Origin of the sequence: Streptomyces sp., from assembly GCF_035644915.1 — a bacterium.
GTDB lineage: Bacteria > Actinomycetota > Actinomycetes > Streptomycetales > Streptomycetaceae > Streptomyces.
On record NZ_DASQNP010000085.1, the window covers coordinates 33,996 to 46,168 of the forward strand.

Here is a 12,173-nt window from a genome sequence, read left to right on the forward strand (position 1 = left end):
GGCGCCCCGGGGACCGCCGGGCCGGCCCGGACCGGAGCGGGCCGGCCCGGATCAGCCCGGATCAGCGCGGCCCCTCCGGGGGCCGCTGCCGCGGCATGCTCGGCCGTACGCCCGGCGGGAGCGGGAAGCGGCCCGCCGGCTGCGGAGCGGCGGCGTCCCGGGCGCGCGAGCCCCAGCCGGCCGCCGTCAGCGACTGGGTGCCCAGGGGCGCCGGGCCGGAGCGGAACTCCACCATCCAGGAGGCCGTCTCGCCCCGCACCAGCTCGGTCACGTCCTCCGTGAACCGCCGCAGCACCCCCAGGCACCGCTCGGCGGCCTCGCTCGCCGTCCCCTCGGTGGGCCCCAGCACCTCCCGCACGCACTCCGACGCCCAGTCGTACTGGAGCACCTCCAGCCGCCGCTGCACGGCCTGCGCGGTGGCGACGTCCCGCATCCAGCCGGAGGTCAGCCCGAACCAGCGGTCGCACCCCGCGCACACGGCGGCCGCCAGCAGCGCCAGGAAGGACCACACGGCCGCCCCCCGCACCGTGCCGGTCAGCTCCAGCAGCGGCAGCGCGGCCCCGGCGGCCACCCCCGCGGCCGTCCCCGCCCGCAGCGCCCGGGCGCCCCGGCGCTTCCACACCCGGTCGGCCAGGTACCACTCCGCGATCTCCAGCGCCCCCTCCTCGGCCCACCGGTACAGCTCGTCCAGCCGCTCGGCGGGCTCACCCCAGTCCCCCAGGGGGAACGGCCGCCCGAGCAGATCCCTCCGCAAGTCCCTGCGTCCGCCCCGCCCCGTGCCGCCGCCTGCCTCGGGCCGCATCTCCGGCTGACTCACCCGCCACTCCCAACAAAGCCCTCGCTCGGATCACTTAAGGACCGCTCGAAGCCCTTTCCTACCCCCAAAAGTGGGAGGCGCTGCCGCCTTCGCGGTATTTCCGCCCATACGTGGCTCCTGATCGGGTATACAAGGCCCGCTTCCTTAACCCGAACGGGTGAGCGCCGCGGCCCCGCCGCCGCCCGGTGCCCGCCCGGCGCCCGGGTCGGCGGGGCCTGAGGAGGCCGCCGGGAGGGCGGATAGGGTGCAGGCGTGAAGGTCCTCGTCATCGGCAGCGGCGCCCGCGAACACGCCCTGTGCCGCTCCCTGTCCCTCGACCCCGACGTCACCTCGCTGCACTGCGCGCCCGGCAACGCCGGCATCGCGGAGGTGGCGACCCTCCACGCCGTCGACGCGCTCGACGGCGCGGCCGTCGCCGACCTGGCGGCCGGGCTGCGGGCCGACCTCGTCGTCGTGGGCCCGGAGGCCCCGCTCGTCGCCGGGGTCGCCGACGCCGTGCGCGCACGCGGCATCGCCGTCTTCGGCCCGTCGGCCGAGGCCGCCCGGCTGGAGGGCTCCAAGGCGTTCGCCAAGGAGGTCATGGCCGCGGCCGGGGTGCCCACGGCGCGGTCGTACGTGTGCACCACCGCCGAGGAGGTCGACGACGCGCTCGACGCCTTCGGCCCCCCGTACGTCGTCAAGGACGACGGCCTCGCCGCGGGCAAGGGCGTCGTCGTCACCGCCGACCTCGCCGCCGCCCGCGAACACGCCCTGGCCTGCGGCATCGCCGAGGGAACCGGCCGGGTGGTGATCGAGGAGTACCTCGACGGCCCCGAGGTCTCCCTCTTCGCCGTGACCGACGGCGAGTGCGTCGTACCGCTGCGGCCCGCCCAGGACTTCAAGCGCGCCCACGACGGCGACGAGGGCCCGAACACCGGCGGCATGGGCGCGTACTCGCCGCTGCCCTGGGCCGACCCCCGGCTGACCGACGAGGTGCTGGCCACCGTCCTGCAGCCCACCGTGGACGAGATGCGCCGCCGCGGCACGCCGTTCTCCGGGCTGCTCTACGCCGGGCTCGCGCTCACCTCGCGCGGGGTGCGCGTGGTGGAGTTCAACGCCCGCTTCGGCGACCCGGAGACCCAGGTCGTCCTGGCCCGGCTGAAGACCCCGCTGTCGGGGCTGCTGTACGCGGCGGCCACCGGGCGGCTGGCCGAGTTCCCGCCGCTGCGCTGGAGCGAGGACGCGGCCGTCACCGTCGTCGTCGCCTCCCAGGGCTACCCCGCCGCCCCCCGCACGGGCGACCCGGTCGAGGGGCTGGAGGAGGTCGCGGCGGAGGACGCCCCCCGGGCGTACGTCCTCCACGCCGGCACGCGGCGGGACGAGGCGGGACGGGTGGTCAGCGCGGGCGGCCGGGTGCTGTCCGTCACGGCCACCGGCGCCGACCTGGCCGAGGCGCGGGAGCGCGCCTACCGGGCGGTGTCCCGCATCCGGCTGGCCGGCTCCCACCACCGGACCGACATCGCGGCCAAGGCGGCAGAGGCGGCCGGGACGGGCGGCGCGTAACGGACACCTCCGGCGCGGGCGGCAGCGCACCCAGCTTTACCCAAAGCCATTCCATCGAGTGACCGCTTCATCATCCGACTGACGTCCGTGGGGGGCCCAACTAGGGTTCCCGCGGACGGCTCCGGCAAGTGGCCCACAGCACATTGCGATGTCGCTTGCCGGTGCCACAGTGGGGGGTGACAGGCGCGGGGGGACGGCAGCAGGGGGTGAGCGAACTCGTGGCAGTACCGGAAACGGGCACACGGTCGGCGCGTGACCACGCGCTGGCGGTCCTGCGGGTGCGCGGCACCGCGCTGGGCGTCGCGCTGCTGCCCGCCGCCGCGGCCGTCGTCCTGCTCGCCGGAGGGGCCACCGGCCACCTCGGCGGCGAGTGGGACGCGGTGCGCTGGGCGGCCGTCCCCCTCGCCGTGCTGGTGCTCGCCGGGGCGGCGGCGGTGGCGGCGGTGATCGCCCGGGCCCGTCCGGCGGTGAGCCCCACGGTGCAGGTCGAGGAGGGGGCCGCCCCCGACCTGTACCGCCTGATACGCGACCTCGCCGACCGGCTGGACGTGCCACCGCCCTCGGCCATAGCCCTGACGCCGGACTGCGACAGCTGGCTGGAGGACCGGGCGCACATCACCCGTACCCGCCGCTTCCCGCGCCCCTCCCGCTCCGGGGCGCGCGGCTCCGACGCGCCCGTGCTCGTCATCGGCTCCCCCTTCCTGTGGTGGATGCGCGTCGCCGAGCTGCGGGCGCTGCTCGCCCCGGTGGTCGCCGGGACGGGACCGTCCGCGCACCCGGACATCGCCGCCGCGCGGCGCTTCGTCCGCGGCCTGGACGCCGCCGCCGCGGTCGCCGCCGCGGCCGGCGGCCCGCTCCCGCGGCGGCTGGCCCACGGCTTCGTCGGCTGGGTCGCCCGGCTGCTGCTGCGCGCCGGGGCCGCCCACGCCGCCGAGATGGAGCGGATGGTCGCCGCGGCCGCCGCCGCCCGGGCGCAGACGGTGGACTACGGCCTGCGGGTCGTCGCCCAGGAGCAGGTGGGCCTGGCGTACGCGGGCTGGGACCGGCTGCTGACCCGGGTCGCGCTGCCCGCCTGGCGCACCGGCCGCTGGCCCGTGCGGCTGGACGCGGGCGTGGTCGCCGCGCTCACCGAGCTGTCCCGGCGCGACCGGCTGGCCGAGGGCTTCGCCACCAGGCTGGGCGAGCGTCCCGCCTGCGACCTGCTGGAGGAGCCCGGCGCCGTGGACCGTGCGGTCTCGCTGCTGGCCGCGCGCCTCTTCCACGACGGTCCGGCCGAGCCCGGCCCCGACTGGGTGCCGGTGGACTGGCCGCAGTACCCGGAGGAGGTCGTGGACCGCATCTGGCGCACCGAGGCCGCCCGCCTCTTCACGGTGCTGCGGGCCACCGAGAACCCGACGCTGGACGAGCTGATCGACCGGCTGGTGCGCACGGCCGCCGCGGACGACGGCGGCACCGAGGCGCTCGCGGCCCGGATCGGCGCCGTACTCGCCCGGGAGGACGCGGCCCGTGAGAGCGCCGTCCGCGCCGCGGGCGCCGTACCCCCGCCCCTCCCCGGCGCGGACGGCGCGCTGCTCCCGCCCGGTGGCGGTTTCCCGCTCCAGGCGCCGCGCGGCGGACGCGACCTGCTGGCCGAGCACATCACGGCCGCCGTGTGCTGCGCGGCGGTGGACACCGCCGGAGCGGCCCCCGGGCTCGACTGGCTGGACGGGCCCGCCCTCCTCGTGGCCGGCGAGCGCCGCTCGGACCTGGCCAGGCCGGTCCTCGCCCTCGCCGAGGAAGCCGACCCCGAGCCCCTGCGCGACTGGCTGACGGCCGTGGGCGTACGGCACGACAAGCCCATACGCCTGGTCTGACCCGGCCGGGACAGCACGGATCGGGACAGCACCGGGACCGGGCGGGCCACGGCGGCCCGGCCCGCACCCCTGCTCCTCCGTCTCCTCCGTGCTTCCGGCGTTTCCCGTCATTCGCCGACCTTTCCGGCATTCCGCTGCCCCGACGAGCCGTTTCCGAGCGGGCGCGGTGCGGACTCCGGCCATTTCGCAACGAGGGGTGACCGGACGTTAGCGTTGTGTGATGTGCTGGTGTCTGACAGCACGGAACGGAACGCGGGCACCGGGACGGCACCAGGGAGGGGAGACGAGGTGGGCACGGAGCAGGTCCGGCGCTGGGAGTCGGGGGCTCTCGCACACGCGGTCACCGATCCGTTCGGCCAGGGCCCCCTGCCCTGGCTGCGGTGCAGCGAGCACTACTTCGACGGCACCGGGCACGTCGTCCCCTGGTACCTGGACCACAGCAGCCTGGACGGGGCCGAGGGCCCGGCCCGCGCCGGCGGCGTCCCGCGCACCGCCGACGACGTGCACTGCCAGATCAAGGGCTTCACCTCGGAGGGCGCGGTCTCCCCCGGCCAGTCCATCGACTTCCGGATCACGGTCAACCCGCCCCAGCCCTACGCCGTGGACATCTACCGCATCGGCCACTACGGCGGCGAGGGCGCCACCAAGATCACCACCAGCCCCCGGCTGCCCGGCATCGTCCAGCCCCGGCCGCTCACCGCCGGCCGCACCGTCTCCTGCCACCACTGGTGGCTCTCCTGGCGGCTCCCCGTCCCCGACTACTGGAGCACCGGCGCCTACGTCGCCGTCCTGACCACCGCCGACGGCCACCGCTCGCACGTCCCGTTCACCGTCCGCGACGAGCGCCCCGGCGACCTGCTGCTGGTGCTCCCGGACGTCACCTGGCAGGCGTACAACCTCTTCCCCGAGGACGGCCGCACCGGAGCCAGCCTGTACCACGCCTGGGACGAGGAGGGCCGGCTGCTCGGCCAGCAGGACGCGGCCGTCACCGTCTCCTTCGACCGGCCGTACGCGGGCGCGGGCCTGCCCCTGCACGTCGGCCACGCCTACGACTTCATCCGCTGGGCCGAGCGCTACGGGTACGACCTCGCCTACGCCGACACCCGCGACCTGCACGCGGGCCGCGTCGACCCCACCCGCTACCGCGGGCTGATCTTCCCCGGCCACGACGAGTACTGGTCGGTGCCGATGCGCCGCGCCGTGGAGAAGGCCCGCGACAGCGGCACCTCGCTGGTCTTCCTCTCCGCCAACACCATGTACTGGCAGGTGGAGCTGTCCGCCTCGCCCGCCGGCACCCCCGACCGGCTGCTGACCTGCCGCAAGGACCGCGGTCCCGGCCGCTCCCTGCGCTGGCGCGACCAGGGCGAGCCCGAGCAGCAGGTGCTGGGCATCCAGTACGCCGGCCAGGTGCCCCGGCCGTACCCGCTGGTCGTGCGGAACGCCGGCCACTGGCTGTGGGAGGCCACCGGGGCGGCCGAGGGGGACGAGCTGCCCGGCCTGGTCGCGGGCGAGGCCGACCGCTACTTCCCGCGCACCGCCCTGCCCCTGCACACCGACCGCGTCCTGCTGGCCCACTCGCCCTACGAGGACGCCGGCGGCGCCCGCCGCCACCAGGAGACCTCCCTGTACCGGGCGCCCAGCGGGGCCCTGGTCTTCGCCGCCGGCACCTTCGCCTGGTCCCCGGCCCTGGACCGCCCCGGCCACACCGACCCCCGCATCCAGCGCGCCACGGCCAACCTCCTGGACCGCATCTGCAAGCACGACTGACGTCCGTCCCGTCCCGCGGGCCCGCCGCCCGGGCCGCGCCGGGCGCTGCCGGGCCGGGTTCGGCCGTTCGCGTGCGCCCGTCCCACCCGACCGCCCGACCCCGGCCGGTGGGGACCGGGGCCGTACGGGAGAATCGGACCTCCTGGACCAAGCCACAGGAGGAGCCGTGACCGGATTCGTCGACAAGCCCGAACCCGTACGGGTGCCGGGCCTGGTACACGTGCACACGGGCAAGGTGCGCGACCTGTACCGGAACGAGGCGGGCGATCTGGTGATGGTCGCCAGCGACAGGGTGTCCGCCTACGACTGGGTGCTGCCGACCGAGATCCCCGACAAGGGCCGCATCCTCACCCAGCTCTCCCTGTGGTGGTTCGACCAGCTCGCAGACCTGGTGCCGGGCCATGTGATCTCCACCGAGCTGCCGCCCGGCGCCCCGGCCGACTGGGAGGGCCGCACGGTGGTCTGCCGCTCCCTGCGCATGGTCCCGGTCGAGTGCGTGGCCCGGGGCTACCTGACCGGCTCGGGTCTGGCCGAGTACCGGGCCTCCCGCACGGTCTGCGGCCTCGCCCTGCCCGAGGGGCTGGAGGACGGCTCCGAGCTGCCCGCACCGATCTTCACCCCGGCCACCAAGGCGGAGGTCGGAGAGCACGACGAGAACGTCCCGTACGAGGAGGTCGCCCGCCGGGTCGGCGCCGACACCGCCGCCGAACTGCGCCAGCTCACCCTGGCCGTCTACTCCCGCGGCCGGGACATCGCCCGGGAGCGCGGGATCATCCTGGCCGACACGAAGTTCGAGTTCGGCCACGAGACCACCGAGGAGGGGGAGGAGCGGCTGGTGCTCGCCGACGAGGTGCTCACCCCCGACTCCTCGCGCTTCTGGCCCGCCGACCAGTGGCAGCCGGGCCGCTCCCAGCCCTCGTTCGACAAGCAGATCGTCCGGGACTGGCTGACCTCTCCGGAGGCCGACTGGGACCGCAACGGCGAGCAGCCGCCGCCTCCGCTGCCGGCCGAGGTGGTGGAGCGCACCCGCGCCCGGTACGTCGAGGCGTACGAGCTGCTGACGGGCACCCGCTGGAGCTGACGGCGCCACGGGGGCACGGGGGCCCACGGGAAAGGCCCCGATCCGTTGGGATCGGGGCCTTCTTCGCGAGCGGACGACGAGGCTCGAACTCGCGACCTCAACCTTGGCAAGGTTGCGCTCTACCAACTGAGCTACGTCCGCGTGCGCCGTGCACGGCCCGCCCTTCCGGAGTGCGTTCCGTGCGGTGCGCTGACCACTATAGCCAACCCCGCTCGCGGGCGATGCGCACGGCCGCGTGACGGTTCTCCGCCGAGAGCTTCGCGGCGGCCGAGGAGAGGTAGTTGCGGACCGTCCCCGGTGCCAGCGCCGCCCGTTCGGCGATCTCCGCGATCGGCGCCCCGTCCGCGGCCAGTTCCAGCAGTTCGGCCTCGCGGGCGGTCAGCGGGGAGTCCCCGGCGCTTATCGCGTCGGCCGCCAACTCCGGGTCGACGTAACGGTTTCCGGCGTGCACCGTGCGGATGATCTCGGCCAGCCGCTGCGCCGAGACCGTCTTGGGCACGAAGCCGCGTACCCCTGCCGCCAGCGCCCGCTTCAGGTGTCCGGGGCGGCTGTGCCCGGTCACGATCATGGTGCGGCAGCCGGGGAGTTCGGTCCGCAGCGTCGTGGCGACCGTCACACCGTCCTGGCCCGGCATCTGGAGGTCCAGCACCGCCACATCGGGCCGGTGCGCCCGGGCCATCGCCAGGGCCTCGGGACCGGACGCGGCCTCCGCGACCACCAGCAGATCGTCCTCCAGGGCCAGCAGGGCGGCCAACGCGCCCCGGATCAGGTGCTCGTCGTCGGCCAGCAGCACCCGTACGGGACGCTCGCCGCCCCCGGGCCCCCGGTCGTGCTCCGTCACCGCTCTCCTTCCCCTCCGACTCGTCCGGCCCTCACGGCCGGCCCACCGCCGACACCACTGCCGGCATCACCGCCGACACCACCGCCGATCCCGCGGTCCGCATCACCGGCGCCACCGCCGCCACCACCACCGCCGCCACCGTCCGACTGAGTCGGCACCCGGGCCGTCAGCCGGAAGGTGCCGCCGGCGCGGCACTCCGCGCTCAGCGTCCCGCCGAGCGCGGCCAGGCGTTCGCGGAGCCCGGCCAGCCCCGAACCGCCCCCGGCGGCTTCGGACCGCCGTGCCCCGTCGTTCTCCATCACCAGCACGGCCGGACCCGCCCCCGGCCCGACCCGCAGCCGGATTCCGCACCACCCGGCGTCGGCGTGCCGCAGCACGTTGGTGGTGCCCTCACGGACCACCCAGCCCAGGGCCGACTGCAACGGCTCGGCCAGTCCGGCGCTGCCGTCGTCCTCGATCCGGCAGTCGATGCCGGCGGCCCGCAACACCCCGCGCGCGCCCACCAGTTCGGTGTGCAGGTCGGCCCTCCGGTAACCGCGTACGACCTCGCGCATCTCCCGCTGGGACTCGCGCGCTATGCGCTGCACCTCGGTCATCTGGTCCACCGCCGAGGGCGAGCCGCGCTGCGCGAGCTGGACGGCCAGCTCGCTCTTGAGGGCGATCACCGACAGGTTGCGGCCCAGCACGTCGTGCAGGTCCCGGGCGAACCGCAGCCGCTCCTCGGCCACCGCCAGCCGGGCCTGGGTCTCCCGGGCGGCCTCCAGCTCGCTGACGACCCGCATCGTCCAACCGGAACAGCGGTAGGAGACACCGAAGATCACCACCCCGGCGACCGTGGCGACGGTCATGAACAGCAGGCCCGGCGGGCTCGTCCCCAGGACCCCGCAGACGAGCGCCGAGACCGCCAGCAGCCCCGCCATCAGGGCGACACCCCGCCCGACGGACAGGACGAGGAACAGCGGCCCGGCGAGGAACATCAGCAGCCAGGCGATGGGCGGCAGCGCCTCGGGCGACGGTTCGCCACCGCCGATCAGGACGATGACGGCGGCGATCCCGGCGACCGTGAGCGCGAGGTACCCCGCCGTCAGCCGGCCCGGCCGCTCGGCCGTCCCCAGGTAGTACCGCAACCCGGCCCGGGACAGCAGCAGGTGGCAGACCACGTGGGCGGTGAACAGCACTCCGAGCGCGACCGCCGCCCAGCCGCCCAGCCGGTCGTGGTGGGCGGCGGTCCAGCCCAGCAGCGCCGGCCACTCGAAGAGGGCGAAGCTGTAGACCGTGTACCGGGTGTACTGGTGGAAGCGGACCGGCCCGCTGGCCCGTCGTACCCGCTCCAGCCAGCCCGGCGCGCTGATCTGCACCACCACTGTTCCGTCACCCCCCGCTCAACGACGCGGCTCCCAGCGGAACCACCGCCGTACAGCAAACACCGACGCCACCGCCCAGGCCACCGCGATCCCCACCGCCCGCAGCACCTCGCCCGGTTCGCCGCCGCCGAGCCAGCCGTACCGCACCAGGTCGGTCACCGGGGACATCGGCAGCACCCGCAGCACGTCGGCCACCCGGTCCGGCATGATCTCCAGCGGGGCTATGATCCCGGAGCCGACGAGCGAGGCCATCATCAGCGGCAGGGCGGTGATCTGCGCGCTCTCCGCGGTCCTGGTGACGACGGCGGTCACGGCGGACATCAGCACCATCAGGACGATGCCCAGCAGCACGCCCAGGACCAGCAGGACCGGCCGTCCGGGCGGGGCCATCTCCAGCAGGGTCGCCCCCGCCACGACCAGCAGCGCGCACTGCGCCAGCGCCACGGTGACCACCGGCAGCGCGGTGCCGACCAGGATCTCCCCGTCGCGCACCTCCCCGGTCCGCAGTCGCTTGAGCACCAGCTCCTCGCGGCGGGAGACGTAGGTGGGTATGAGGTTGGCGTAGATGACGAAGATCAGCACCATGGCGATCCCGCCCGTCATCACCACGCCGGTGGCGTTCAGGCCGGTGCCCTCCAGCGGGACCTGCCTGACCGTGGACCGTATGAACATCACCATGGCGAACGGCATCAGCAGGGCGGTGAACATCGCGGTGCGGTTGCGGGTCAGCAGCGTCAGCTCGGCCCGGCCGAGCGACCGCATCCGTTTCACGGCGGCCGTGACCGAGGTGGCCGAGGTGGTCGCCGTGCCCGTGGTGGGGGCGGTGTCCGTCGTGCTCATCGTGTCCCCGTCTCCGTCGGCTCCGCGGTCCGGCCGGTGGCCGTGCCGTCCCCGTCGTCCCCGCCGCCCGCGTGGGCGATCTCCAGGAAGGTCTCCTCCAGGGACGCCGATCGGGCGTCCAGGCCCGCCAGCTCCACGCCCTCCTGCCGTGCCCACAGCAGCAGTTCGGTCAGCGTCTCCTGCAGCCGCCCGGTGCGTATCTCCACCCGGCCGCCCTCGGCGGCGGCCCGCAGCGACAGCGGGAGCCGCGCCGCAGGCACCCCCTCGGGCAGGGCGAAGCGGATCCGGGACGGGCGCGTGGCGGTGACCTCGGCGGGGGTGCCGGAGACGACGATCCGCCCCGCCCGCATGATCGCGAGCCGGTCGGCCAACTGCTCGGCCTCCTCCAGGTAGTGCGTGGTCAGCACCACGGTCGTGCCGCTCTCGCGCAGCTCCCGCACCAGCCGCCAGGTCTCCCGCCGGCCCTCGGCGTCCAGCCCGGTCGTCGGCTCGTCCAGGAAGAGCACCTCGGGGCGGCCGAGCAGGGCCGTCGCCAGGTCCAGCCGTCGTCTCTCGCCGCCGGAGAGCTGCTTGACGCGTACGTTCGCGCGTCCGGTGAGCCCCACCGTCTCCAGCGCCTCCGCGACGGCGCCCCGGCCCGCGGCGGACGGGGACGCCCCCCACGTCCTGCTGGTGCAGCCGGCCCACATCCTGGCGGTCTCGGCGACGGTCAGGTCGGACGGGAAGCCGCCCTCCTGGAGCATCACCCCGATCCGGGGCCGTACCCGGGCGCGCTCGCGGTACGGGTCGTGCCCGAGCACGCGCACCCGGCCGCCGCTGGGCTCGGCCAGACCCTCCAGCAGTTCGACGGTGGAGGTCTTGCCCGCCCCGTTCGTCCCCAGCAGCGCGAACAGCTCGCCGCGCGCCACGGAGAACGAGATGCCCCGCACGGCCTCGAAGCCGTCTCCCTTCGCCGGGCCGTAGCGCCGCCGCAGCCCGCTCACCTCGATGACCTGTTCCCCGGTGTTCATGTCTTCCACGGTTCCGCCCGCGCGGGCGTCCGGGCAGTGCGGGCTGTCACGATCACATATGACAAATGTCAGTCGATCGGAGCGGCGTTCGGGGGAGACGTCCGACACACCCGCCGGACACACGGGAAAGGCCCCGATCCGCTGGGATCGGGGCCTTCTTCGCGAGCGGACGACGAGGCTCGAACTCGCGACCTCAACCTTGGCAAGGTTGCGCTCTACCAACTGAGCTACGTCCGCGTGCCACCCCTCGGCTCTCACCGAGTGGCGCCTCTTCACTCTACCCGATCCGCGAGGACCGGCTGAGCGAATGGAGCGGGTGACAGGAATCGCACACTGCGCCTCCCTCTTGGAAAGAGGGCGCTCTACTACTGAGCTACACCCGCGTGACCACCCCGGCTCCGGCCGTTTCCGGCCGCCCCGGGCGGTGTGCTCCAGACTTTAGCCGATCACCCGGGGTGGATGGCAAGTCGGCCCAACGGGCGGCTCAGTGGGCCTCGTTGAAGGCGTCGTAGACCTTCTTGGGGATGCGCCCGCGGGGCGGCACCTCGAAGCCGTTGGACCGGGCCCACGCCCGCACCGCCGCCGGGTCCGGCGCGACGGAGGTGTGCTGGTACGTCCTGCCCGACCTCGACCGCTTGCGGCCGGCCCGCACATAGGGGGCGAGGCTCATCCGCAGTTTCTTTGCGTTCTCGCGGTTGAGATCGATCTCGTACGACTTGCCGTCGAGGCCGAAGGTGACCGTTTCCGATGCTTCCCCGCCGTCGATGTCGTCGGAGAGTGTGACCACTACGCGCTGCGCCACGGATATCGGTCCTTTCGGGAGGATCGCCGTCCAGAACACCGTGGAATCACTGTTTGACGTGCGGTGATGCCGGTGCTGCGGTCGATCGGGTTCAATGCCTTTTCCTTTGTACAGCGGCAGGCATTGTCTGGCGAAGCGGTTGAATTCCCGCCCGCGTGTCATGCTGCGAACGGGACTTTACGTTTTCGCCCCCCACGTTCGCAGTACTTCCCGGCGGTTTTCGGGACGCTGATACCTGACCGTGACCGAACCAACC

The 12,173-nt window shown here is 74.5% G+C and carries 10 protein-coding genes and 3 tRNA genes; 4 read left to right on the forward strand and 9 right to left on the reverse strand.

Features of this window, described 5'->3' with window-relative positions; translation table 11 throughout:
- Positions 1 to 61 precede the first annotated feature (61 nt).
- On the reverse strand, positions 62 to 817 hold the full coding sequence (locus VE546_RS10560; protein ID WP_414720442.1) for an SLATT domain-containing protein: 756 nt from the start codon (positions 815 to 817) through the stop codon (positions 62 to 64).
- Between the two features lie 252 nt (positions 818 to 1,069).
- Between VE546_RS10560 and purD the strand changes: the two genes are divergently transcribed.
- From purD to VE546_RS10580, 4 genes are all read left to right on the forward strand, one after another.
- On the forward strand, positions 1,070 to 2,359 hold the full coding sequence (purD, locus tag VE546_RS10565; RefSeq protein ID WP_324920946.1) for a phosphoribosylamine--glycine ligase: 1,290 nt from the start codon (positions 1,070 to 1,072) through the stop codon (positions 2,357 to 2,359).
- A 206-nt stretch (positions 2,360 to 2,565) separates the two neighbouring features.
- Positions 2,566 to 4,212, forward strand: a complete 1,647-nt coding sequence (locus tag VE546_RS10570; protein WP_414720443.1) for a hypothetical protein — start codon at positions 2,566 to 2,568, stop codon at positions 4,210 to 4,212.
- A 288-nt stretch (positions 4,213 to 4,500) separates the two neighbouring features.
- Positions 4,501 to 5,979 carry a N,N-dimethylformamidase beta subunit family domain-containing protein gene (locus tag VE546_RS10575; RefSeq protein WP_324920950.1) on the forward strand — a complete coding sequence of 493 codons (1,479 nt, stop codon included), beginning with the start codon at positions 4,501 to 4,503 and terminating at the stop codon, positions 5,977 to 5,979.
- A gap of 166 nt (positions 5,980 to 6,145) precedes the next feature.
- On the forward strand, positions 6,146 to 7,060 hold the full coding sequence (locus VE546_RS10580; RefSeq protein ID WP_324920952.1) for a phosphoribosylaminoimidazolesuccinocarboxamide synthase: 915 nt from the start codon (positions 6,146 to 6,148) through the stop codon (positions 7,058 to 7,060).
- 68 nt (positions 7,061 to 7,128) lie between these two features.
- On the opposite strand, the gene VE546_RS10585 is transcribed toward VE546_RS10580, so the two are convergent.
- The 8 genes from VE546_RS10585 to VE546_RS10620 all read right to left on the reverse strand — a co-directional run bounded on the left by VE546_RS10585 (position 7,129) and on the right by VE546_RS10620 (position 11,917).
- Positions 7,129 to 7,201: transfer RNA gene (locus VE546_RS10585), tRNA-Gly, on the reverse strand.
- Between the two features lie 55 nt (positions 7,202 to 7,256).
- Complete coding sequence (locus tag VE546_RS10590) at positions 7,257 to 7,901, reverse strand: response regulator transcription factor (RefSeq protein ID WP_324920953.1); 645 nt, start codon at positions 7,899 to 7,901, stop codon at positions 7,257 to 7,259.
- A complete protein-coding gene (locus VE546_RS10595; RefSeq protein ID WP_324920955.1) occupies positions 7,898 to 9,262 on the reverse strand; it encodes a histidine kinase in 1,365 nt (454 codons plus the stop codon). Before VE546_RS10595 ends, VE546_RS10590 begins: the two co-directional genes overlap by 4 nt.
- Before the next feature lie 21 nt (positions 9,263 to 9,283).
- On the reverse strand, positions 9,284 to 10,105 hold the full coding sequence (locus VE546_RS10600; protein WP_324920956.1) for an ABC transporter permease: 822 nt from the start codon (positions 10,103 to 10,105) through the stop codon (positions 9,284 to 9,286).
- Positions 10,102 to 11,115 carry an ABC transporter ATP-binding protein gene (locus VE546_RS10605; protein WP_324920958.1) on the reverse strand — a complete coding sequence of 338 codons (1,014 nt, stop codon included), beginning with the start codon at positions 11,113 to 11,115 and terminating at the stop codon, positions 10,102 to 10,104. The genes VE546_RS10600 and VE546_RS10605 overlap by 4 nt, the downstream gene beginning before the upstream one ends.
- A 164-nt stretch (positions 11,116 to 11,279) precedes the next feature.
- Positions 11,280 to 11,352, reverse strand: a tRNA-Gly gene (locus tag VE546_RS10610).
- A 71-nt stretch (positions 11,353 to 11,423) separates the two neighbouring features.
- A tRNA-Gly gene (locus VE546_RS10615) sits at positions 11,424 to 11,498 on the reverse strand.
- 101 nt (positions 11,499 to 11,599) lie between these two features.
- Positions 11,600 to 11,917: an Lsr2 family protein gene (locus tag VE546_RS10620; protein ID WP_324920960.1), complete on the reverse strand. Its 318-nt coding sequence runs from the start codon at positions 11,915 to 11,917 to the stop codon at positions 11,600 to 11,602.
- Between the last annotated feature and the right edge of the window lie 256 nt (positions 11,918 to 12,173).

What these genes read in the sequence shown, in the direction of transcription:
- VE546_RS10605 (WP_324920958.1), bottom strand. Translation starts at nt 11,115, where the DNA reads ATGAACACCGGGGAACAGGTCATCGAGGTGAGCGGGCTGCGGCGGCGC.
- VE546_RS10600 (WP_324920956.1), bottom strand. Translation starts at nt 10,105, where the DNA reads ATGAGCACGACGGACACCGCCCCCACCACGGGCACGGCGACCACCTCG.